The organism is Streptomyces sp. NPDC057099, assembly GCF_042671245.1.
Lineage (GTDB): Bacteria > Actinomycetota > Actinomycetes > Streptomycetales > Streptomycetaceae > Streptomyces > Streptomyces purpurascens.
The window spans coordinates 78,932-101,092 of sequence record NZ_JBHUTX010000019.1 but is presented as its reverse complement, the minus strand read 5'-3'; the positions used below and the strand labels follow the sequence as shown (position 1 = coordinate 101,092).

Sequence of the window (22,161 nt, the reverse complement as noted above, 5' to 3'; positions counted from 1 at the left end):
GGCCCGAGAAAGGTGCAACTCGCCGCGATAGTAAAGATGTTCACCTGAAAGTAGACAGACGCATCGATTCTGTCGACGGCGTCAGCCCTTCACGTCCTCGACGAACGCCGACCACGCGGCGGCGCCGAAGAGCAGCGCCGGGCCGGTGGGGTTCTTGCTGTCGCGGACGGGGGTGAGGTCCGGGTGGCCGTCGGCGACCTCCAGGCAGCTGCCGTTGTCGCCGCCGCTGTGGGTGGACTTGCGCCAGCCGGTCAGGGTGGATGCGTTGAGGCGTGCGTCGGCCACTTCCACGCAGTCGCCGTTGTCGCCGCCGCTGTGGGTGGACTTGCGCCAGGCGGTGAGGGCTGACGCGTCAGGGATGTGGTGGGCGCTCATGGTCGTCGTAGCCCTCCGCCGCCGATTCGATGAGGTCGAGGGACGCCTCCGGTGGCAGTGCGGCGGCCCTGGTCAGATCGTATGCGTCGCGGTAACGGCGGACCAGGGACGGATCGTCGGTCAGTGAACCGGTGTACAGCGCCTCTACGTACGCCATGTCAGGTGCATCGGCGAAACGCATCAGGCTCACCATGCTGTTCATGGTCGCGTGGATTCCCACGCTGAACGGGACCACTTGGACCAGGACCCGGCCGGAGCGCCCCAACCGGGCGATGTGCCTGAGCTGTTCGGCCATGACGGCCGGGCTGCCGACCACGGTCCGGATGACGGCCTCGTTCAGGATCGCCCACACGCGCGGGGTCTCCGGGTTCTCCAGGATGCGGGCACGCTCCAGCCTGTTGACGACCTTCCTGTCAATGTCGTCCGCCGTGGCGTGGGGCCGGAAACCGCGGAACACGGCTCGCGCGTACGCCTTCGTCTGCAACAGCCCCGGCACCAGGGAAACCGCGAACTCCTCGATGAACACGGCAAGCCGCTCCGCCTCCGCCGCCTCCTGGAAGTGTTCCGCGAAACGGGCCTTGGCGAGGGTGTCCCGCCAGCGTTCGAAGAAGCCGTCCGTGCCGAGCACCTGGTCCAGGCGCTTCGCGTCCGCCGGGTTGGGGGTGCGGCGGCCCGCCTCGTAGTGGGCGATGAGGGACGGCGAGCACACGACCATCTCGGCCAGTTCCCCCTGGGTCAGGCCCGCCGTCTCGCGTCTGCGGCGCAGCTCGTCGCCGTAGCGCTGCTCGTTGGACTGCCTGCCCCGGGGCCCCGTTCGACCTGTCATTCCGTCAACGGTAGCCGCGCACAGTAATGGCGTGGATGCGAAAAGTGAGATCGGTGGGCTACGGCGACTCGTAGAGCTCGAACCAGATGGACTTGCTCTCGCCGCGTGGGTCCACGCCCCAGGCGTGCGCGAGGAGTTCGATCAGGACCAGGCCGCGGCCGGAGGACGCCAGCTCGCCGGGTCTGCGCATGTGCGGCAGGTCGTCACCGCCGTCGGTGACCTCGATCCGCAGCCGCCGCTCCCCCACCGCGCCGGTGATCTCGGCGACGAGCAGCGCGTCGGAGTCGGTGTGCACGAGGACGTTCGTCAGCAGCTCGGACAGCAGCAGCACCGCCGAGTCGACCTGGTCTTGCGAGGACCAGTCGTGCAGCAGCTCGCGCAGCTGCTGCCGGGCCGCGGCGACCCGCTCGGGCTCGGCCTGCGCGACCGTCAGCACCGTACGCCGCACCGGGCGCTCCGCGGTCAGGGTGTCGCCGCACCCGCAGCCGTCGCCCTCCCGGCTGAGCAGCAGCATCGCGATGTCGTCCTCGCGGCGGTCGGCCAGCGGGCCGGTGGTGTGGTGCGAGGACGGGCCGTGCACGGCCTGTACGAGGGTGTCGGCGAGTTCCTCCAGGTCGCCCTTGTGCTCCTCGAGGATCACGCGCAGCCGCCGCCAGCCGGTGTCCAGGTCGTGGCCGCCGGTCTCGATCAGGCCGTCCGTGCAGATCAGCATGGTCTCGCCGGGTTCCAGCGCGAGCCGGGTCGTGGGGTAGTCCGCGTCCGGGTCGATGCCGAGCGGCAGGCCGCCCGACGTCGGCCGGGTCAGCACCGTGCCGTCGGCCATCCGGAACGCCGGGTCCGGGTGCCCGGCACGGGCGATGTCCAGCACCCCCGTCGCCGGGTCGACCTCGACGTACACGCAGGTCGCGAAGCGCGGGTCGGACGAGTCCTCGTCGCTGATGCCGTGCAGGAAGCGGGCGGCACGGGACAGCACCGCGTCCGGCCGGTGGCCCTCCGAGGCGTAGGCCCGCAGGGCGATCCGCAGCTGGCCCATCAGGCCCGCCGCATGGACGTCATGCCCCTGGACATCGCCGATGACCAGCGCGAACCGCCCGTTCGGCAGCGGGATCACGTCGTACCAGTCGCCGCCGACCTGGAGTCCGCCGCCGGTGGGCACGTAGCGGGCGGCGAGGCTCATGCCCGGGATGCGCTGCGAACCGAGCCTCGGCAGCATCGTGCGCTGGAGCCCGTCGGTCAGGGCCCGTTCGCTCTCGGCCACGCCCGCCCGGGTCAGGGCCTGCGCCAGCATCCGCGCCACCGTCGCCAGCACGGACCGCTCGTCCGGTGTGAAGGCGACCGGGTAGGTGAAGGCGGCCATCCACGCGCCCATCGTGCGGCCGGCCACGGTCAGCGGCAGGAACGCCCAGGAGCGGCGGCCGAAGCGCTCGGCCAGCGGCCAGGTCAGCGGATAGCGGGCCTTGTACTGCTCCGGGGAGGACAGATACACGGCCCGGCCGCTGCGCGCCGCCTCGGCGGCCGGGTAGTCCGTGTCCAGCGGCATGTCCGAGAACGGGCTCTCGTCGCCCATCTGTTGCCCGTGGTGGCCGATGATCGTCAGCCGGTCGCCCGCCACGCCGAACACCGCGAGCCCGTCCGGCGAGAACCCCGGCATCGACAGATTGGCCGTGACCCGCAGCACCTCCTGCGTGGAGCGCGCCTCGGCCAGCGCCCGGCCCGCGTCCAGCAGGAACGCCTCCCGCGAGCGCCGCCAGTCACCGGTGACCGCGCTGCGCCCGGCCGCGGTGCCCGGCGTCGGCTCCGTCACCTCCTGGAGCGTGCCGATCAGCCGGTACGCCTTGTGGACCCGGTCGAAGGACGGCTTGGAGCGGCTGCGGACGACGCGGACGATCCGGCCCTGCTCGTCCATGACGCGGATCCGCACCTCGGCGAGGGTGCCCTCGGCGACGGCGAGCTGGACCACGCCGGTGATCTCGTTCCAGTCGACCGGGTGCAGCCGGGCCCTGGCCTGCGCCTCCGTGAGGCTGACCTGCTCGGCGGGCAGCCCGAGTAGCCGTGCCGCCTCGGCGTCGACCGTGACCAGCCCGGTAGCGGTGTCCCAGTGCCATAGGCCGGTCGCGAGGGCGGCGAGGGCCTCCCCCACGGCGGGCAGGGGCTCGCCAGTGCGCATTGCCCTACTTTAAGAAGAGGGGATCGCAGACTGCCACCGAAGACCGAAGTGTGCTCGATCGTTAACTGTGGAGAGCCGATCTTGCCCTGCCCGGTACGCTGGGGACCAGTTTCACGTGAAACACAGACCCCGATCAGCGAAGACTGGATGAACGACGATGCATCGGTACAGGTCCCACACCTGCGGCGAGCTCCGCGCCTCTGACGTCGGCACCGACGTCCGGCTGAGTGGCTGGCTGCACAATCGGCGCGACCTGGGCGGCATCCTCTTCATCGATCTGCGCGATCACTACGGCATCACGCAGCTCGTCGCCCGTCCCGGCACGCCCTCCTACGAGGCTCTCGACAAGCTCTCCAAGGAGTCGACCGTCCGCATCGACGGCAAGGTCGTCTCCCGCGGCGCGGAGAACATCAACCCCGAGCTGCCGACCGGTGAGATCGAGGTCGAGGTCGGCGACGTCGAGCTGCTCGGCGCGGCCGCCCCGCTGCCCTTCACCATCAACGCCGAGGACGGGGTCAACGAGGAGCGGCGCCTTGAGTACCGCTTCCTGGACCTGCGCCGCGAGCGCATGCACCGCAACATCATGCTGCGCACCGCGGTCATCTCGGCGATCCGGCACAAGATGACGGCGCTGGGCTTCAACGAGATGGCGACGCCGATCCTGTCCGCGACCTCCCCCGAGGGCGCCCGCGACTTCGTCGTCCCGTCCCGTCTGCACCCGGGCAAGTTCTACGCCCTTCCGCAGGCGCCCCAGCAGTTCAAGCAGCTGCTGATGATCTCCGGCTTCGACCGCTACTTCCAGATCGCGCCCTGCTTCCGCGACGAGGACGCCCGCGCGGACCGCTCGCCCGGCGAGTTCTACCAGCTCGACGTCGAGATGAGCTTCGTCGAGCAGGAAGACGTCTTCCAGCCGGTAGAGAAGCTGATGACCGAGCTGTTCGAGGAGTTCGGCGGCGGACGCCACGTCACCTCGCCGTTCCCGCGGATCCCGTTCCGCGAGGCGATGCTCAAGTACGGCTCCGACAAGCCGGACCTGCGCGCCCAGCTCGAACTCGTCGACATCACCGACATCTTCGAGGGCTCGGAGTTCAAGGCGTTCGCCGGCAAGCACGTGCGGGCCCTGCCGGTGCCGGACGTCTCGGCGCAGCCCCGCAAGTTCTTCGACCAGCTCGGTGACTTCGCCGTCACTCAGGGCGCCAAGGGCCTGGCCTGGGTCCGCGTCGCCGAGGACGGCTCGCTGTCCGGCCCGATCGCGAAGTTCCTCACCGAGGAGAACGTCGCCGAGCTGACCAAGCGCCTGTCCCTGGCCGCCGGTCACGCCGTGTTCTTCGGCGCGGGCGAGTTCGACGAGGTCTCGAAGATCATGGGCGCGGTGCGGGTCGAGGCCGCCAAGCGCGCCGGGCACTTCGAGGAGAACGTCTTCCGCTTCTGCTGGATCGTCGACTTCCCGATGTACGAGAAGGACGAGGAGACCGGCGCGATCGACTTCTCGCACAACCCCTTCTCGATGCCGCAGGGCGGTCTGGAGGCCCTGGAGACCCAGGACCCGCTGGACGTCCTGGGCTGGCAGTACGACATCGTCTGCAACGGCGTCGAGCTGTCCTCCGGCGCGATCCGGAACCACGAGCCGGAGATCATGCTCAAGGCCTTCGAGATCGCCGGGTACGACCGTGAGACGGTCGAGGAGAAGTTCGCCGGCATGCTGCGCGCCTTCCGCTTCGGCGCCCCGCCGCACGGCGGCATCGCCCCGGGCGTCGACCGCATCGTCATGCTGCTCGCCGACGAGCCCAACATCCGCGAGACCATCTCCTTCCCGCTCAACGGCAACGCCCAGGACCTGATGATGGGCGCGCCGACGGAGCTGGAGGAGGCACGGCTGAGGGAGCTGCACCTGTCGGTGCGCAAGCCGCAGCCGAAGTAGGACCACGAGGGCTCCTCTGGGGCCCTTTGTGAACCGTAGGTGGCTCGGAACCGGCGTCGGTTCCGAGCCACTTTCGTACCCAGGGCGTTTACCCAGCTCTTACCCAGGTTCCTGACAGACGCGCTCCCTAGCTTCCCTTCCCATGACGGGACAGGAAACGGCCCAAGGGCCGAAACACAAACGGGATCTGACACGCCGCAAGGTCGTCGCCGCGGGCGCCGGTGCGGTGGTGGCGGCGGGCGTCGGCGGTACGTTCGCGGCGGGCGCGTTCGCCGGGGAGGAGCCGAGAGCGGCGAAGAAGACGACCGCCGCCGGCGAGGCCTGCTACAAGCTGACCTCCGAGACCACCGAGGGCCCCTACTACATCGACGCGGACAAGCTCCGCCGGGACGTCACCGAGGACCAGGAGGGCATCCCGCTCACCCTGCGCCTCAAGGTGATCGACTCCGAGAGCTGCAAGCCCCTCGCGAACGCGGCCGTCGACATCTGGCACTGCAACGCGCTGGGCGTGTACTCGGGTTACGAGGACATGGGCAGCGGCGGCGGGGGCGGCGGTGGCGGTACGCCGCCCTCCGGTACGCCGACCGGCACGCCCACGGGTCCGCCTCCGGGCGGTGGCGGTGGTGGCCATCAGGAGCCCACCGACGACGAGCGCTATCTGCGCGGCACCTGGCGGACGGACAAGCAGGGCATCGTCGAGTTCCGTACGGTCTTCCCCGGCTGGTACCAGGGCCGCTGTGTGCACATCCACACCAAGGTGCATGTCAACGGCACCTGGACCAAGGCCGGTTACGAGGGCGGCACCACCTGCCACACCGGTCAGCTCTTCTTCGACGAGGAGTCCGTGCTGGCCTCCGCCGAGACCGAGCCGTACTCCACCAACACCACGACCCGCACCACCCTCGACGAGGACACCATCTACCCCGGCAACGGGACCGAGGGCGGGCTGCTGAAGCTCAAGTACCGGAAGAACGCCATCGCCAAGGGCGTCGTCGCCACCCTCACGATGGGGGTGGACCCCGAGGCGACGCAGGACGGCACGGGTGACGCGGTCCAGCCGGGCGCGTCGGCGTCGGCTTCCGCGAGCTGACGTAGCTGACGGACGAGGGTGTGTGGGGCGGGCGTCTACGAGACGTCCGCCCCACATTCACATACATGTACTTCTGCTCAATCCGTTGACCCGGAAGGCGGGCCTCCATAAGGTCCCTTCGAGAACGCGTACGTGATTGCTGTTCACGTATGTGCACATCGAGGGAGACAACGATGTCAGAAGCCGCGACCGCCATACCCGAGGCCGAGCAGCGAGCGGTGAGCAAGTTCCTGCGCCGCATGCTGCCGATCCTGGTCCTGATGCTGCTGGTCAACCAGATGGACCGGACGAACGTGGGCTTCGTCCAGAACGAACTGCGGGCCGACGTCGGAGTCAGCGCCACCGCCTACGGGCTCGGAGCGGGCCTGTTCTTCATCGGGTACGCCCTGTTCGAAGTGCCGAGCAACATGCTCCTGGAGCGGCTCGGTGCCCGGGTCTGGCTGACCCGGATCATGATCACCTGGGGCGCGGTGATCGTGGCGATGTGCTTCATCCACAACGTGTGGATGTTCTACTCGCTGCGCTTCCTGCTCGGTGTCGCGGAGGCCGGCTTCTTCCCCGGTGTGCTCCTGTACTTCACCCAGTGGCTGCCCGACTCCAGCCGGGGCCGGGCCAGTGCGATCTTCCTGGGCGGCTCGGCGACGGCGTACATCGTCACGGGCCCGATCACCGGCGCGCTGCTGGAGCTGCACGGCGCGGGCGGCATCGCCGGCTGGCGCTGGATGTTCGCCCTGGAGGGAGCCTTCTCCATCCTGGTCGGCTTCATCGCCGGGTTCTTCCTCGTCTCCCGGATCCAGGACGCCAAGTGGCTCACGCAGGAGGAGAAGGACGCGCTGAGCGAGGCGGTGGCCCGGGACAAGGAGTCGCGTGACCGGGCGCCGTCGGTGTCGCGCTGGAAGCTGCTCTTCCACCCGCAGGTGGCCGTCCTGACCTCGGTCTTCTTCGCGATGGCCCTCACCGGGTACGCGATCACCTTCTGGCTGCCGAGCCTGGTGGAGGAGATCGGCGGACTGTCGCCCTTCCAGATCGGCCTGCTGTCGGCGATCCCCTGGGTCTGTGCCGTCATCGCGATGTACACGATGAGCCACTTCACCGACCGCGCCCCGGACCGTCGCCCCTACCTGGCGGTCGCCCTGGTCCTCTCCGCCATCGGCACCTTCCTCGCCACCCTCGGCTCCCCCTGGTTCGGCCTCATCGCCCTCACGCTCGCCGCGGTCGGCGGCAAGTGCGCGGCCACCCTCTTCTGGCCGATGGCCCAGTCGGGCCTCGACCTCAAGATCGCCGCGCCGGGCCTGGCCCTGGTCAATTCCATCGGCAACCTGGGCGGCTTCGTGTCCCCGACGTTGTTCGGCTACCTGAAGGACACGACGGGCAGCACGAACGGCGGCCTCTACACCCTCTCCGCAGCGTCGATCCTGGCGGTGCTGGGCGTGGCGTTCGTACGGCACACGAACCGGGGCCCGCAGGTGGGCTCCGGGGGGCGTACGGAGGTCAAGGGCGAGGCCGCTGTGAGCTGACCACCGAGACACGGAGGCGCCCGGGGTGTGGGTAACCCCGGGCGCCTCTTGCGTTGTCCTGTCCGTCAGGCCGGGTCGTCGGCGAACAACTCCTCCGCCGTACCGGCCGTCAGGGAGCGGTCGAACCAGAGCGTGAGGGTGTCGAGGTCGGTGCAGGAGGTGATGCGGTCGCGGGTGGCCTCGGGGATGTCGATGCCACGCTTGTCCAGCACACTCAGGACGGACTCGGCTTTGCCTTCAGCCTTGCCTTCAGCCTTGCCTTCGAGGTACGTCTCCTCGAAGAGGGTTCCCCTGCCCGGGAAGTAAGTGGCGACCATCTTCTCCAGCTCTCTCCAGGTTTCCCGGACCGGAGTGTTCTCCAGGCCGATCTCAAGCCATTCGCACCAGTACTTCGCTGTGGCCTTGTCGAAGGACCGCATTCCGCGAGCCAGCATGTCCAGTATGGCGGCGGCGTTTTCGCTTTCGCTATGCACGATGGCCGAGAGCGTGGCCATGGCGGGCGCCCGGGCCACCATGCTCTCGTCGGTGATCTCCGGGACGTTGGCTGGGCCCAGGACGAAGGGGCGCGTGGCCTGGGTGGTCCAGGTGCCTACGCGGCTTTCGAAGGGGCCGGTTGCCCAGGAGGCGGTCGATCGGCTCTTGCAGACCGCGACGAGCAGCACGGGCATCCCGAACTTGGCGTGCAAGTGGGCGACGTAGTAGGCCCAGCTGGTCCCTTTGCCACGAGCCCGGTCGGTCTGAGCCTCGATGGCGATCAGGAAGCCGTCCCCCTCCGACGGCTCGATACGCAGCACCGTGTCCACACGGCGCTCCAGCGGCTTGATCTCCGTGGCGTCAGGGGTGAGCGCCTCGATGGTTGCCTTCGCGGGCGGTGGTAATCCCAGCGCTTCGAAGACGGGAGTGAGAACCTCCGGATGGTCCTGGAAAATCCGGTGGGAGGTCTCATGGGTTGATGTGACCATGTGCGCAAGCTAGGTCCATCGAGGAGCGGCGGAACCGGCGAATGGGCTGGGTTCACTCATTCGAGAGCGGAAGAAACGTTCTGTTCCGCCGCACGCCGGGCGGCAGGCTAGCGCGCCACGAACTGGGTCAGGATGGCCTGGACCTCGTAGATGTCGACGCCCTTGGTGAAGGTCTTCTGGATGGGGAGCTGGGAGCCGGAGAGCCAGATCTTGAGTTCAGCGTCCAGGTCGAAGGTGCCGGCGGTTTCCACCGCGAAGTGGGTGATGCTGCGGTAGGGGACCGAGTGGTATTCGACCTTCTTGCCGGTGATGCCCTGCTTGTCGATGAGGATCAGGCGGCGGTCGGTGAAGAGGATGGTGTCGCGGATGAGGAGGAACGCGGCGTGGACCTGTTCGCCGTGGCCGAGGAGGCGGGCGTAGTCCTGCTGGGCCGAGGCCGGGTCTACGGTGTGCGCGTTGCCGAAGAGTGCCATGGAAACCCCCGTGGTGAGTGGCGGCGGCCTGGTGGCCGGGTTGCCGTGCTTTGTGCGATCTTCGCAAAGCGCGGGGCCCGGGAGAAGGTGTTCGTTCTCCCGGGCCCCGCGCTGTAGCGAGCGTGTTACGACCGTTACGCCCCGACCTACTCGCCTTCGCCGCCGAAGCGGGTCTTGTACGACTCCAGGTCCTCGTCCGTGAGCTTGGCGAACAGGACGGGCGGGATGGTGAAGGGGGTGCCGGCGGGGATCGAGGTGAGGGACTTCGCCTCGTCCTCGGTGACCCAGGTCGCGGTGTCGTTCTCCAGGGAGAACGCCTCGCGCATCGTCTTCGCCGAGGTCGGGATGAACGGCTCGGAGACCACGGCGTAGAGGTGGATCAGGTTCATCGCCGTACGGAGGGTGAGCGCGGCGCCCTCCGGGTTGGTCTTGATCTCCAGCCAGGGGGCCTTCTCCTCCAGGTAGGAGTTGCCCGCCGACCACAGGGCGCGCAGCGCGGCCGCGGCCTTGCGGAACTGGATGGCCTCCATCTGGGACTCGTACTCCGCGAGCAGGCGGGCGACCTCCTCGCCCAGCTTCGCCTCCGCCTCGCCCGGCTCTGCGCCCGCCGGAACCTCGTCGCCGAAGCGCTTGCGGGAGAAGGACAGGACGCGGTTGACGAAGTTGCCGAGGGTGTCGGCGAGGTCCTTGTTGACCGTGGCCGTGAAGTGCTCCCAGGTGAACGACGAGTCGTCCGACTCGGGGGCGTTCGCCATCATGAAGTAGCGCCAGTAGTCGGCGGGCAGGATCTCGAGGGCGTCGTGGGTGAAGACGCCTCGGCGCTGCGACGTCGAGAACTTGCCGCCGTAGTAGTTCAGCCAGTTGAAGGCCTTGATGACGTCGACCTTCTTCCACGGGGCGCGGGTGCCCAGCAGGGTCGCGGGGAACATCACGCTGTGGAAGGGGACGTTGTCCTTGCCCATGAACTGCGTGTACTGGACGTCCGCGCCCGACTTCCACCACCAGGAGCGCCAGTCACGGTTCTCCGGGTCCTGGTCCGCCCACTCCTTCGTCGAGCCGATGTACTCGATCGGGGCGTCGAACCACACGTAGAAGACCTTGCCCTCGGCCGCCAGGTCGGGCCAGGTGTCGGCCGGGACCGGGACGCCCCAGTCCAGGTCACGCGTGATCGCCCGGTCGTGCAGGCCCTCGGTGAGCCACTTGCGGGCGATGGAGGAGGCCAGCACCGGCCAGTTGTCGGCGCGCTCGTCGACCCATGCCTCGACCTCGCCGGCCAGCACCGACTGGAGGAGGAAGAGGTGCTTGGTCTCGCGGACCTCCAGTTCGCTGCTGCCGCTGATCGCCGAGCGGGCGTCGATCAGGTCGGTCGGGTCCAGGACGCGGGTGCAGTTCTCGCACTGGTCGCCGCGGGCCTTGTCGTAGCCGCAGTGGGGGCAGGTGCCGATGATGTAGCGGTCCGGGAGGAAGCGGCCGTCGGTGATCGAGTACACCTGGCGGATCGCCCGCTCCTCGATGAAGCCGTTCGCCTTCAGCTCGCGGGCGATCTCCTGGGTGATCTCGTGGTTCTGCGGGGAGGAGCTGCGGCCGAAGTAGTCGAAGGCCAGGTTGAAGCCGTCGTAGATCGCCTTCTGCTGGTCGTGGGCCTGGGCGCAGAACTCGTCCACGGGGATGCCCTGCTCCTTGGCGGCGAGTTCCGCCGGGGTGCCGTGCTCGTCCGTGGCGCAGATGTACAGGACCTCGTGGCCGCGCTGGCGCAGATACCGCGAGTAGACGTCTGCCGGGAGCATGGACCCCACCATGTTGCCCAGGTGCTTGATCCCGTTGATGTACGGAAGGGCGCTGGTGATGAGGTGTCGAGCCATCGCGGGCTGCTCCCAAGTCGCTACGTGGGGTGACGATCTCGTGGTCTCGGTCGTCTACGGAACCTTGAAATCGTAGCTGACATGGGTACGCCGCCCGCTTCCCCTTTTACGGGGTGAGAAGCGGGCGGCGTGTGGTGGAGCTGTGTGGGTCTACGGGCGCCAGTTCGCCAGTACGCCCTCGTAGAGCTCCTTGTCCGTGAGCTCGCGGGGGGTTTCGCCGGCGAGGAAGTGGGACGTGTTGGGAGCCTTGAGCTTGCGGAGGTAGTCGAAGGCCTTGTTCTCCGGGTCGCCGAAGGCGACGAAGGAGAAGAAGACGGTGGGGTGGGACTTGGCCGCGTCGGTGAGGGCCTGGGTGGCGGGGGTCTTGGCGTCGGGGGCGCCGTCCGTCTGGAAGATCACCAGGGCGGGGGTGGTGGTTGTCGCTTCCTTGCTGTGGTGGGCGAGGACTGCTTCCACCGCCGCGTGGTAGCTGGTGCGGCCCATGCGGCCGAGGCTCGCGTGGAGGGTGTCGATCTTGTTCTCGTGGTCGGTGAGGGTGATCTCGCCGGTTCCGTCGAGTTCGGTGGAGAAGAAGACGACCTGGACCGTGGCCTCGGGGTCGAGGTGGGCGGCGAGGGCGAGGGTCTGTTCGGCGAGGGCCTGGGCGGAGCCGTCCTTGTAGTACGGGCGCATGGAGGCGGAGCGGTCGAGGACGAGGTAGACCTTGGCTCGGGTGCCGGTGAGGTTGTGGGCCTTGAGGGTGGTGGTGGCGGCCTTGTAGGCGGTGGTGAGGCCGGGGGCGGCGGACTTTACGCGGGTGAGGGGGAGGGCGGGGGTTGTGTCGCCCTCGGGTGCGGGTTCGGTGTCGGCGGGTGCGGGTGCGGGTGCGGGTGCGGGTGCGGGTGCGGGTGCGGGTGCGGGTGCGGGTGCCTCAGCCTCCGGCTGCGGCTTCAGTTCCGGCTCCGGCTCCGGCTCCGGCTGTGCCGTGGCGGGCTCGGGCTCGACGGCGGGCTGGGCGTCAGCGTCGGTCTCGGGCTCGGCCTCGGGCTTCGCCTCCGCCTCAGGCTTCGCTTCTTCCGGAGCCGCCTCGGGCTCGGCAGCGGCCGGCGCTGTGGCTTCCGCCTCATCGGCAGCAGGCGGCTGCTCCTCGGCGACGGCCGGCTCTTCGACGGCAGCCGTCTCCTCCAGGGCCTCCGCAGCCACCGGCTTCTCGGTGCCCTCGGGCTCCTCGGCGACAGCAGCCTTCTCTGTGGCTTCCGCGACCGCCGGTTCCTCGGCAACCGTCGGCTTCTCGGCGACCGCCGTCTCCTCCGCGGCCTCCGCAGCCACTGGCTCCTCGGCGACCTTGGGCTTCTCGGCGACGGCAGGTTCCTCGGCGACCGTCAGCTCCTCCGCGGCAGCCGGCGTCTCCGCAGCTTCGGCAGCCACCGGCTCCTCGGCGACAGCCGCCTTCTCCGCGGCCTCCGCGACCACCGGCTCCTCGACGACCGTCGGCTCCTCGGTAACCGTCGGCTCCTCGACGACCGCAGCCTTCTCCGAGACCACCGGCTCCTCGACGGCCGTCGGCTCCTCGGTAACCGTCGGCTCCTCGACGACCGCAGCCTTCTCCGCGACCGTCGGCTTCTCGGCGGCCGTCGGCTCCTCGGCAACCGTCGATTCCTCGACAGCCGCCGCAGCCCCAGCCGTCTCCCCCGCCCCAGCCGGCTCCACCTCGTCGGTCTCCGAGGACCGCGTCGGGCGGGGAACCGCCGCCACATGGTCGAAGGCCGCGGAGACCAGGTCGTGTTCGTCGGGGGAGGAGGTGCGGGGTTCGGGGACGTTCGCCGTGGGGGAGGGGGTCTGGCGTTCGCCGGAGGCGGTCGGGGGCTCCTGGGCCGGTACCTGGGCCCGGGGCGTCGATGTGTCGGCCGGCGGCGTGGCCGTCGGCTCCTCCGGGGTCGTCGTCGGCCGCGCCGCACCCTCCGCCTCGGCGGTCCGTGACTTGCGTGACCGTCCGAACGCGTTCCGCAAGAGAGTGAGAATGCCCATGTGCGCGCAACCCTTCGCGTGAGTTGAAGCCCGTCAATCCCTGGCCAGGACGGACACGTAAGGTTAGCGGCCCTCCTGTGTGATCTTGGGCAGGGTCGGGTGTGCGAGACACAGACTGTCAAGGGGACATCCGGCCTGCGACGGTGTCGCCCCGCTGAATCGAAGCAACTGCCGCACGGATGCCGCAGGTTCACCCGCAGTTCATCCAGACGCCCGGCTCCCGCACGTATGTACTCCTACGGTCACGCTGACACCAAGGGCATCCAAGGAGAGAGCAAAGTGCGAAAGCTGCTGCCGTTGATCGGAACGCCGTCCGGTTCGCACCCTGGCGGCCGGTCCGCCATGACCTGTCGTTTCCGGTGTGGTGACGCCTGCTTCCACGAGGTGCCCAACACCAGCTCCAACGAGTACGTCGGTGATGTGATCGCGGGCGCCCTCAGCCGCCGGTCGATGATGCGGGCCGCGGCCGTGGTGACCGTGGGCGCCGCGGGCGCGGGGGCGGTGGCCGTCGGGCAGGCTCCGTCAGCAGGTGCGGCACCGGCACCGGCCACCGCAGCCGACGCCGCCACCGCCGCCCGGCGTAAACACAAGGGCGCGCGCGGGCTGCGCTTCGCGCCCGTCGCGCCCAACACCACCGACGCCGTGACCGTGCCGGACGGGTACGGGCAGAACGTCGTCATCCGCTGGGGTGAGCCCATCCTGCGCGGGGCGCCCGCCTTCGACCCGGAGAAGCAGACCGCCAAGGCGCAGGCCGGGCAGTTCGGGTACAACTGCGACTTTCTCGCCCTGCTGCCGCTGCCGGGTGAGCGGGGCAGGCAGCTGCTCGTCGCCAATCACGAGTACACCGACGAGATTCTGATGTTCCGGGGGTACGACTCCGCCAACCCCACCCGTGAGCAGGCCGAGATCGCCTGGGCCGCGCACGGGCTGTCCGCCGTGGTGGTGGAGGGGGACCGGAAGACGGGCAAGCTCACCGCCGTCTCCCGGCATCAGCTCAACCGGCGCGTCACCGTCACCACCGAGTTCCGGCTGACCGGGCCCGTCGCCGGGTCGAAGCTCGTGCGGACCTCCGCCGACCCGACCGGCACCAAGGTGTTCGGCACCCTCAACAACTGCTCGGGCGGTGTCACCCCGTGGGGCACGACCCTGCACGGCGAGGAGAACTTCAACCAGTACTTCGGCAACGCGAGCCGGGACACCGACAAGCGGTACGGGGTCGGGACCGGGGCCACCGACCGTAAGTGGGAGCGGTTCGACAAGCGGTTCGACGTCGCCCGGGAGCCGAACGAGGTGCACCGGTTCGGGTATGTCGTGGAGTTCGACCCGTACGACCCGGATTCGACGCCCCGCAAGCACACCGCGCTCGGGCGCTTCAAGCACGAGGCCGCGACCGTGCGGCTCACGCAGGACGGGCGGCCCGTCGTGTACTCCGGTGACGACGAGCGGTTCGACTACTTCTACAAGTTCGTCGGCAGCAAGCGGATGCGCCACGGGTCCTCGCGTGCCGTGCGCGAGCACAACCTCTCGCTGCTCGACGAGGGGACGCTGTACGTCGCCAAGCTCACGGGTGACTCCCCCGCCATCGAGATCGACGGCACGGGCAAGCTGCCGAAGGACGGGGAGTTCGACGGGAGCGGGCAGTGGATTCCGCTGGCCACCGCCACCGCGAAGGGTGCCGTCTCGCACGTGGACGGGATGACCGCCGAGGAGGTGTTCGTCTTCACCCGGCTCGCCGGTGACAAGGTGGGCGCCACCAAGATGGACCGCCCCGAGGACATCGAGCCCAACCCGGTGACCGGCAAGGTGTACGTCGCCCTGACGAACAACACCAACCGCGGTGTCGGCTCCAACGCCAAGGCGGACGAGGCCAACCCGCGCCACGCCAACAAGCACGGGCACGTGCTGGAGCTCACCGAGCGCTGGAACCGGCCGGAGAGCACGAGGTTCGCCTGGTCGCTGTTCCTGGTCGCCGGTGACCCGGAGGACCCGGCGACCTACTTCGCCGGGTTCCCGAAGGACGGCGTCAGCCCCATCTCCTGCCCGGACAACGTCGCCTTCGACCCCTACGGCAACCTGTGGATGTCCACCGACGGCGCCCAGCTCGGCTCGCACGACGGTCTGTTCGGCGTGGCGACCCGGGGTGAGCGGCGCGGTGAGCTCAAGCAGTTCCTGACCGTGCCGAAGGGCGCCGAGACCTGCGGTCCGATCATCCAGGACCGGCGCGTCCTCGTCGCCGTGCAGCACCCGGGCGAGATCGACGGCGCGACCGTGGAGAAGCCGGCCAGCACCTGGCCCGACGGGCCCGGGAAGTACGTCCGGCCGGCGGTCGTGGCGGTGTGGCGCGCGGACGGCTCCGACATCGGCGTCTGAGCGGCCGCGCCTCCAGGAGGATCAGGGCAGGGCCGGGCTCGGCGGTCGGTGCGGGCCGTCGGGCGCCGGCCGTGCCCCGAGCCGGGCCGTGCCGTGAGGCGCTCGGTCCGGCCAGTCCCGGTACGCCGGTGCCTGCCGCGCCACCTCCCCGTACGCCTCCTCCAGCGCGGGGTAGACACCTGCCAGGGCCGTCTCCGTACGGGCCGCGACGAGCAGCCGTACGCCGAGGGGGTCGCCCTTGATACGGCGTACGGCCATGTCGGGGCGGGGGGCGCGGGTCGGCTGGCACACGGTGACCACCTCGCCGGTCGCGACCAGGGCGTCGGCCGTGTGGTAGTCGCCGTGCAGCACGTGCGGGCTGACGTCGGCGGCGCGGAACATGCGCTGGACGGCGTCCCATTCGCCGTCGACCGTGGGGTCGATCATCCAGCGGTCGCCGGCGAGGTCGCGCAGGTCGACCTCGGGTTTCGTGGCCGCCGGATGGTCGACGGGCAGCGACACGCACTGCGGCTCGCGTTCGACCAGGACGCGCAGCCGGAGTTCCGGGGGGATGCGCAGCGGGCAGCCCTCCACCTCGTGCACGAAGGCGACGTCGAGCTGGCCGTCGAGGACCATGCGGAGCAGGGCGTTCGCGGAGACGTTCATATGGAGGGTGGGATTCTGGCCGTGGGCGCGCAGGCGGCGCAGCCAGCCCGCCAGGGCCTTGCTCGCGGTCGAGCCGACCCGGAGTTCGGTGCCGCCGGCCGCCGCCGCCCTCGCCTCGACCACCAGCAGGTGCATCTCGCCCAGCAGCGGACGGGCCCGGCTCAGGACCAGGCGGCCCAGCGGGGTGGGGCGGCAGCCGGTGTGGGCGCGCAGGAACAGCGGTCCGCCCAGCTCCTGTTCGATACGGCGCAGTTGTGTGCTCAACGAGGGCTGGGCAACGCCCAGGTGCCGGGCGGCGCGGTGCAGACTGCCGGTGTCGGCTATGGCGCACAGCGCGCGGAGGTGCCTCACCTCGAGCTCCATGCTCCGTGAGGCTAAGGCGGAATCGCGTCTCTAACCAGCCACATAATTCAGCGCTAAAGCATGTGAATTGGGCAGCCAATAGTTCTGTCCTATCGCTGGTTGCCATCATCACAGGCGGCGCACAGGCATCGAGACTCACCGGTGACGACTCAAACCCCCACCAAGGAGTCTCGATGCGAAAGTCCATGTCCGCACTGGCGGTTCTCGGTCTCGGCCTCACCACGGTCGGCTTCGGTACGGCCGTTCCCGCCGCGGCGGCCCCGGCCCCGGCCACGCACGCCGGGTACGTCGCCGAGTCCGCCGAATCGGACGCGAGCAAGGCCTTCTTCCAGGCCGTCCTGGAGTCCGTCGCCGAGAAGCGTGCCGCGAACCCGAGTGCCACCGCGGCCGTCACCGTCGTCTACGACGCGTCCCGCGCGCCCACGTTCAGCTCCCAGATAGCGCGCAGCACCCAGATATGGAACGGCGCGGTGTCGAACGTGAAGCTCCAGTCCGGCTCCGCGTCGTCCGCCGACTTCAGCTACAGAGAGGGGAACGACTCCCGGGGCTCGTACGCCTCGACCGACGGGCACGGCAACGGCTACATCTTCCTCGACTACCGGCAGAACCAGCAGTACAACTCCACGCGGGTCACCGCGCACGAGACCGGTCACGTCCTCGGTCTGCCCGACCACTACTCGGGCCCGTGCAGCGAGCTGATGTCCGGTGGCGGGCCCGGTACGTCCTGCACCAACGCCACCCCGAACGCCGCCGAGCGGGCCCGGGTGAACCAGCTGTGGGCCAACGGCCTCGCGGCGGCGATGGACAAGGCCCTGGAGAAGTCCGGCCGTTAGGACCCGTTCGCTAGGACCCGTCCCCAGGGCGCTGATGCAGCGTCAGGTCGGTGATCACCGACCGGTGGTCCGTGTCGGACAGATCCAGTACGCGGGTGTCGCGGGCCGCGAAGTCCCGCGACACCAGCACATGGTCGATCTGGGCGCCGAGCGTCGGTGCGGTCCGGGCCGGCCAGGTGGCCGTGCGGTCGGCGCCGTCCAGGCGGGCGGCGTCGCGCAGGCCGGTGTCGAGGATGCGGCGGAAGGCGGCGTGGTCCTGGGAGGCGTTGAAGTCGCCGGCCAGGACGAGCGGGGTGCCGCGGTCGGTGACGGCCGCGGCGCGCACGGCCCCGAGTTCCCGCTTCCAGAGGTCCACCTGCCCGGGCAGCGGGGGCATGGGATGGGCGAGCTGGAGCCGTACGGCGTGTCCGTCCACGTCGGCGACCGCCCCGGGCATGCCCATGGTGGCGGGGACCGCGTCGGTGGGCCGGAGCGCGAAGCGGCTGAGGATGACGGAGCCCTCGGAGCCGGCGCCCTCGACGGCGCTGCGGTGCGGATAGCCCTGGGAGAGGTCCTTCTTCAGCCGCGCGTCACAGCCGTAGTCGCACTCCTGTACGAAGATGATGTCCGGTTTCTCGCGGCGGACGGCGGCGACCAGGGAGCCCGTGCCCTGCCCGAACTCGACGTTCGAGGTCAGCACGCGCAGGTCGGCGACCGGGCGGCCGGCGGGGTCGTCGACCTTGCCGTACGGCTCGATGAACCAGGCCAGCAGGCCGAGCACGGCCACTCCCCAGACCGTTCCCAGCCACCAGCGGGAGCGCAGGGTGAGCAGCAGCGCCAGGCCGGTGGGCGCGAGCAGCCAGGGGAGGAAGGCGAGGAGCTGCGGGACGGGTGTGACGCCGTCGCTGTCGGCGGTCCGGAAGCCCACGACCACGCTCACCCCCGCGAGCAGCAGGAACGCGAATCCCGCGCCGAACCTCCGCCCGGGCGGGCGATGCTCCGGCCCGTCGTCCGTGGCGGTCCATTCGGCAGCGGCGGTGTTCACAGGCCGGCCTTCCGTTCGCGGGGTGGTTCGCCCGCATCCTCCCTCAAGGACGGGGTGGCGCGGAGGAAGGTTGCCGTGCGTCGACGCGGGCCAGGAGTTCCGCCAGCGCCTGGTCGAACACGTCCGGGCGTTCCAGGTTCGGCATGTGGGCCGCGCCGTCGATGATGTGCAGCGCCGCGTCCGGGAGGGCCGCGTGCATGGCCAGGGCGTCGGAGACCGGGGTGAAGGTGTCGTCCGCTCCCACGACGACCAGGGCCGGGACGGAGACGCGGGTCAGCAGATCGTCGTAGCCGGGGCGCCGGGCGCGGGCGCGCAGGGCCGCGGCGGCGCCCTCGGGGGCGGTGGCCGTCATCATGCCGTGGACGTGGGCCTTGACCCCCTCGGGGGCGTAGGGGGCGACCATCCGCTCCAGGACCTCGTCGGCGTAGCCGCTCATGCCCTCCGCCAGGAGGCGGTCCGCCATGGCGTCGCGGGTGCGGACGCCCTCCGGGGTCTCCGCCGACGGGAAGGTGTCCGCGAGGACCAGGCCGCTCACCCGCTCCGGGAACAGGCGGTAGCAGTCCATCGCGATCTGGCCGCCCATCGACAGGCCCGCGAGGACGAACGACTCCACCTTCAGCTCGTCCAGCAGGGCCTCGATGTCCCGGGCGAATCCGGAGAAGTCCGGGACGGCGGGCGTGACCGGAGAGGCGCCGTAACCGCGCAGGTCGGGGGCGATGACCCGGCGGTCCGCCGAGAACGTCTCGAGCTGCGGGGCCCACATCGTGCGGTCGAAGGGGTGGCCGTGGACGAGAACCAGGGGGACCTTGGGGACAAGGGGCTGCCGGGGAGAGACGGGGCCTTTGTCCTCGTATGCGAGGAAGGGTGCCATGAGGACGACCCTAGGCCGCCCAACTACTCGGTGCAATAAGATCTTTGCTCTCGGTGCAATCCAAGGGGGAGACCGACCGATGGGTGACTACCGGCGTATCGCCGACAGGATCGCCGACGACATCGCCACCGGACGGCTCCGGCCCGGTCAACGGCTGCCGCCGCAGCGGGCGTTCGCGCGGCGGCGCGGGATCGCCCCGTCGACGGCCGGCCGGGTGTACAGCGAACTCGTACGGCGCGGGCTGGTCGTCGGCGAGGTGGGGCGCGGCACCTTCGTACGGGCCGGGCCGACGGGACCGGCGGGGCAGGCGCTGGCCGAGCCCGGGCCGGCCGGCGTCCCCGTCAACCTGGAGCTCAACTACCCCAGCGCGCCCGGTCAGCCGGAGCTGCTCGCCCCGGTCCTCGCGCCGCTGCTGCGCCCCGACGTGCTGGCCGAGGCCCTGCTGCCGGCGGCCGCCACCGGCACCCCGGAAGCGCGGGAGGCCGCGGCCGCCCTCCTCACCACGCCCGGCTGGCGCCCCGCCCCGGACCGGCTGCTGTTCACCGGCAACGCCCGCCAGGCCATCGCCGCCGTCCTGGCCTCCCTGGTCCGGCCGGGCGGCCGGGTCGGCGTGGAGCAGCTGACGTATCCGCTGGTCAAGGAGATCGCGGCCCGGCTGGGCATCACCCTGGTGCCGCTGGCCGGTGACACGGCCGGGCTGCTCCCGGAGGCCGTCGCGGCCGCGCACCGCACGGCACCTCTGTCCGCCCTGTACGTGCAGCCGACGCTGCACAATCCGACGTCCCTGACGACGAGCCGGACAAGGCGGCTGCAACTCGCCCAGCTGATCCACCACTTGGACCTCCCGATCGTGGAGGACCGCATCTGGTCGTTCCTGCACGGGTCGGGTGAGCGGCACGGGTCCGGTGATCCCCTCGCCGCCCATGCCCCGGCCCTCGCCCATGTCGTCGACGGGCTGTCCAAGCGGGTCGCCCCCGGGCTCACCGTCGGGTTCCTCGTCGTGCCGCCGCAGCGGGTCGCCGCCGTGGCCGACGCCGTGCGGTCGGGCGGCTGGAACGCGGGCCGGTTCGCGCTGGAGGCGGCCGTGCGCTGGGCGTCGGAGGGGACGGTGGCGCGGCTGGTGGAGGCCAAGCGGGCGGACGCGGTGCGGCGGCAGCGGATCCTCGCCGAGGAACTCGCCGGCTTCGCCGTGCGCTCCGACCCGCGCGCCTATTTCGCCTGGTGGGAGCTGCCGTCCCCGTGGCGTGCCGACACCTTCACGGCCGCCGCGGCGGCGCACGGCATCGCCGTCACGCCCGGCCCCGCCTTCGCCGTCGCCCCCGGCCACACGCCCGACGCGGTCAGGCTCGGGCTCGCGTCGGCTCCGGAGGGGGATCTGCGGCGGGCGCTGCGGACGCTCGGCCGCGTCGCCGCGCGGCGAGGCACCGGCCTGTGAGCCACGAGCCGAACGCCACCGTCAGGCCGAGGACGAGCAGCAGCCAGGACACCGTGCGCAGGGTGGTCGTGAGGGCGTCGTAGACCGCGCCCACGGCCGGGCGGTGCAGCGCGTCGGGCAGGTCGGCCAGGGTGAGGCGGCGGCCGATCGCGACGGCGAGGACCAGCAGCCCGCCGCCCAGGGCCGTGCCGAGGCCGAGGGCGGTGACCGCGCGGCGGCGGCAGGCGGCGACGGCGATCCCGGCGACGGCCAGGACGGCGGCGGTGAGCGGCAGCCAGAAGGCGGCGGTGTCCAGCACGTGGTATCCCCTGCGCAGTCGGTCCACGTCCCCGGCCGGGAGCACCGGGACCCGGGCGTGCGTGACCGGGATGCGGTGGGCGAACGACACGTGGTCGTCCTCGAGTTGGCGTTTGACCCGGGCGACGACCGGGGCGAGGTCGACGGTGACCGGGGCCGTCCGCTCCTCGTCGTCGCGCAGGGCGTGCAGCACCGCGGCGTGGACGGCCTGGTTCGCCGCGTCCCAGGCGGCGCGGAACGCCTCGGTGCGGGTGAAGGAGCGCGCCGCGTCGTGCACGAAGGGCCCGAGAGCGCCGCGCAGGGAGCCGGTGTCGAGATCGTGCCCGGCCTCCCGCATGATGCCGTCCCCGACGGCGTCCGCGACCGCGCGCTGCACATCCGGGTCGGCGGCGAGCGGCGCCATCGTGGCGACGTAGCGGCCGGTGTCGGTCAGCCCGTGGGCCGCCCAGGACGCGAGCGCCCCGAACGGCGTGAGCAGGCACGCGAGGGCCAGCAGAACGGCCGACAGGGCGTTCCGTGGTCGTGGGGGCGCCTTCTCGGGTACGGGCGCCCGGTCGCGTTCGGGCACCCTTCCAGGCAAGCCGCCCCGGGGCCGCCCCGCGCGCGGGGTGCCTGCAATCGGCCGTACGGGCACACGCGCGGGACGGACCGGTCCCGGTCAGCCGATGCGGTGGCCCGTGGCGTCCTCGTGCGTGTAGTAGCGGTAGAACATGGTCAACAGGACGCCCGCCCCGGCCGCCATGCCCAGCCACATGGACCACAGCACGGACAGGCCGGACTGGCTGATGAGGAAGCCGGTCGCACAGCCCGTGAAGGCGAACCAGAGCGCCGCGTGGAGTTCGCGTCGCAGCCTCGGCCCGAAGTGCCACACGGCGGCGAACAGTACGGCGAACACGAGCGCGGTGACGAAGCCGAACAGCAGGTTCCAGCCCGTGATGGGCCCGCCGTAGCGCCGGTTGGCCGCGGCCCAGTAGCCGTAGACGAGCCCGGCGGCGACGGGCACCGCGACCTTCGCCATCGCGTGGGCGCGCGGGCTGAGGACATCGGGTGTACGGGGCCGTAGGGCCACCTCGCGTGAGGCGGGTGCCGCATGAGCCATGAGAGTGCTCCTCTCTCCCTGCCC

18 protein-coding genes are annotated in these 22,161 nt (G+C 70.6%); 6 read left to right on the top strand and 12 right to left on the bottom strand.

The annotated features are described in order from the left end of the window. Positions 1–81 precede the first annotated feature (81 nt). The 3 genes from ACFT4A_RS23670 to ACFT4A_RS23660 are packed head-to-tail and all read right to left on the bottom strand — an operon-like array spanning position 82 to position 3,368. Complete coding sequence (locus ACFT4A_RS23670) at positions 82–375, bottom strand: DUF397 domain-containing protein (RefSeq protein WP_382833123.1); 294 nt, start codon at positions 373–375, stop codon at positions 82–84. Then, on the bottom strand, positions 353–1,201 hold the full coding sequence (locus ACFT4A_RS23665; RefSeq protein WP_382833121.1) for a Scr1 family TA system antitoxin-like transcriptional regulator: 849 nt from the start codon (positions 1,199–1,201) through the stop codon (positions 353–355). Before ACFT4A_RS23665 ends, ACFT4A_RS23670 begins: the two co-directional genes overlap by 23 nt. 58 nt (positions 1,202–1,259) lie before the next feature. Next, positions 1,260–3,368, bottom strand: coding sequence for a SpoIIE family protein phosphatase (locus ACFT4A_RS23660; protein WP_382833119.1), 2,109 nt, complete (start codon positions 3,366–3,368; stop codon positions 1,260–1,262). Between the two features lie 157 nt (positions 3,369–3,525). Between ACFT4A_RS23660 and aspS the strand changes: the two genes are divergently transcribed. The 3 genes from aspS (at position 3,526) to ACFT4A_RS23645 (ending at position 7,896) form a co-directional block, all read left to right on the top strand. After that, positions 3,526–5,289: an aspartate--tRNA ligase gene (aspS, locus tag ACFT4A_RS23655; RefSeq protein WP_382833117.1), complete on the top strand. Its 1,764-nt coding sequence runs from the start codon at positions 3,526–3,528 to the stop codon at positions 5,287–5,289. A gap of 142 nt (positions 5,290–5,431) precedes the next feature. Further along, positions 5,432–6,379: an intradiol ring-cleavage dioxygenase gene (locus tag ACFT4A_RS23650; protein ID WP_382833115.1), complete on the top strand. Its 948-nt coding sequence runs from the start codon at positions 5,432–5,434 to the stop codon at positions 6,377–6,379. 173 nt (positions 6,380–6,552) lie between these two features. Continuing rightward, positions 6,553–7,896 (top strand): MFS transporter, encoded by a 1,344-nt coding sequence (locus ACFT4A_RS23645; protein ID WP_382833113.1) that lies wholly within the window; start codon positions 6,553–6,555, stop codon positions 7,894–7,896. 65 nt (positions 7,897–7,961) lie between these two features. Here the strand turns inward: ACFT4A_RS23645 and ACFT4A_RS23640 are convergent, their stop codons facing one another. The 4 genes from ACFT4A_RS23640 to ACFT4A_RS23625 all read right to left on the bottom strand — a co-directional run bounded on the left by ACFT4A_RS23640 (position 7,962) and on the right by ACFT4A_RS23625 (position 13,200). Next, the gene (locus ACFT4A_RS23640) at positions 7,962–8,858 is read right to left on the bottom strand and encodes a hypothetical protein (protein ID WP_382833111.1); all 897 of its coding nucleotides are present in this window, start codon (positions 8,856–8,858) and stop codon (positions 7,962–7,964) included. 107 nt (positions 8,859–8,965) lie between these two features. Then, positions 8,966–9,331: a PH domain-containing protein gene (locus ACFT4A_RS23635; RefSeq protein WP_382491931.1), complete on the bottom strand. Its 366-nt coding sequence runs from the start codon at positions 9,329–9,331 to the stop codon at positions 8,966–8,968. Between the two features lie 146 nt (positions 9,332–9,477). After that, a complete protein-coding gene (metG, locus tag ACFT4A_RS23630; protein WP_382833110.1) occupies positions 9,478–11,193 on the bottom strand; it encodes a methionine--tRNA ligase in 1,716 nt (571 codons plus the stop codon). 150 nt (positions 11,194–11,343) lie between these two features. Next, positions 11,344–13,200 (bottom strand): VWA domain-containing protein, encoded by a 1,857-nt coding sequence (locus tag ACFT4A_RS23625; RefSeq protein ID WP_382833108.1) that lies wholly within the window; start codon positions 13,198–13,200, stop codon positions 11,344–11,346. A gap of 279 nt (positions 13,201–13,479) precedes the next feature. Between ACFT4A_RS23625 and ACFT4A_RS23620 the strand changes: the two genes are divergently transcribed. After that, positions 13,480–15,570, top strand: a complete 2,091-nt coding sequence (locus tag ACFT4A_RS23620; RefSeq protein ID WP_382833106.1) for a PhoX family protein — start codon at positions 13,480–13,482, stop codon at positions 15,568–15,570. 21 nt (positions 15,571–15,591) lie between these two features. Here ACFT4A_RS23620 and ACFT4A_RS23615 read toward each other — a convergent pair whose 3' ends face one another. Next, positions 15,592–16,578: a LysR substrate-binding domain-containing protein gene (locus ACFT4A_RS23615; protein WP_382833104.1), complete on the bottom strand. Its 987-nt coding sequence runs from the start codon at positions 16,576–16,578 to the stop codon at positions 15,592–15,594. Between the two features lie 173 nt (positions 16,579–16,751). On the opposite strand from ACFT4A_RS23615, the gene snpA reads away from it, so the two are divergent. Further along, positions 16,752–17,411 (top strand): snapalysin, encoded by a 660-nt coding sequence (snpA, locus tag ACFT4A_RS23610; RefSeq protein WP_382833103.1) that lies wholly within the window; start codon positions 16,752–16,754, stop codon positions 17,409–17,411. Positions 17,412–17,421: 10 nt separating this feature from the next. On the opposite strand, the gene ACFT4A_RS23605 is transcribed toward snpA, so the two are convergent. Together ACFT4A_RS23605 and ACFT4A_RS23600 are read right to left on the bottom strand one after the other, a co-directional pair. After that, the gene (locus ACFT4A_RS23605) at positions 17,422–18,435 is read right to left on the bottom strand and encodes an endonuclease/exonuclease/phosphatase family protein (protein ID WP_382833101.1); all 1,014 of its coding nucleotides are present in this window, start codon (positions 18,433–18,435) and stop codon (positions 17,422–17,424) included. A gap of 43 nt (positions 18,436–18,478) precedes the next feature. Continuing rightward, positions 18,479–19,306, bottom strand: a complete 828-nt coding sequence (locus ACFT4A_RS23600) for an alpha/beta fold hydrolase (protein ID WP_382833099.1) — start codon at positions 19,304–19,306, stop codon at positions 18,479–18,481. Positions 19,307–19,385: 79 nt separating this feature from the next. Here ACFT4A_RS23600 and ACFT4A_RS23595 point away from each other — a divergent pair, with 79 nt between their 5' ends. After that, the gene (locus ACFT4A_RS23595; RefSeq protein ID WP_382833097.1) at positions 19,386–20,741 is read left to right on the top strand and encodes a PLP-dependent aminotransferase family protein; all 1,356 of its coding nucleotides are present in this window, start codon (positions 19,386–19,388) and stop codon (positions 20,739–20,741) included. Here ACFT4A_RS23595 and ACFT4A_RS23590 read toward each other — a convergent pair. Together ACFT4A_RS23590 and ACFT4A_RS23585 are read right to left on the bottom strand one after the other, a co-directional pair. Then, positions 20,647–21,606, bottom strand: a complete 960-nt coding sequence (locus ACFT4A_RS23590; RefSeq protein ID WP_382833096.1) for a hypothetical protein — start codon at positions 21,604–21,606, stop codon at positions 20,647–20,649. The two genes, ACFT4A_RS23595 and ACFT4A_RS23590, sit on opposite strands and share 95 nt — an antisense overlap. 90 nt (positions 21,607–21,696) lie before the next feature. After that, the gene (locus ACFT4A_RS23585; RefSeq protein WP_382833094.1) at positions 21,697–22,137 is read right to left on the bottom strand and encodes a hypothetical protein; all 441 of its coding nucleotides are present in this window, start codon (positions 22,135–22,137) and stop codon (positions 21,697–21,699) included. Between the last annotated feature and the right edge of the window lie 24 nt (positions 22,138–22,161).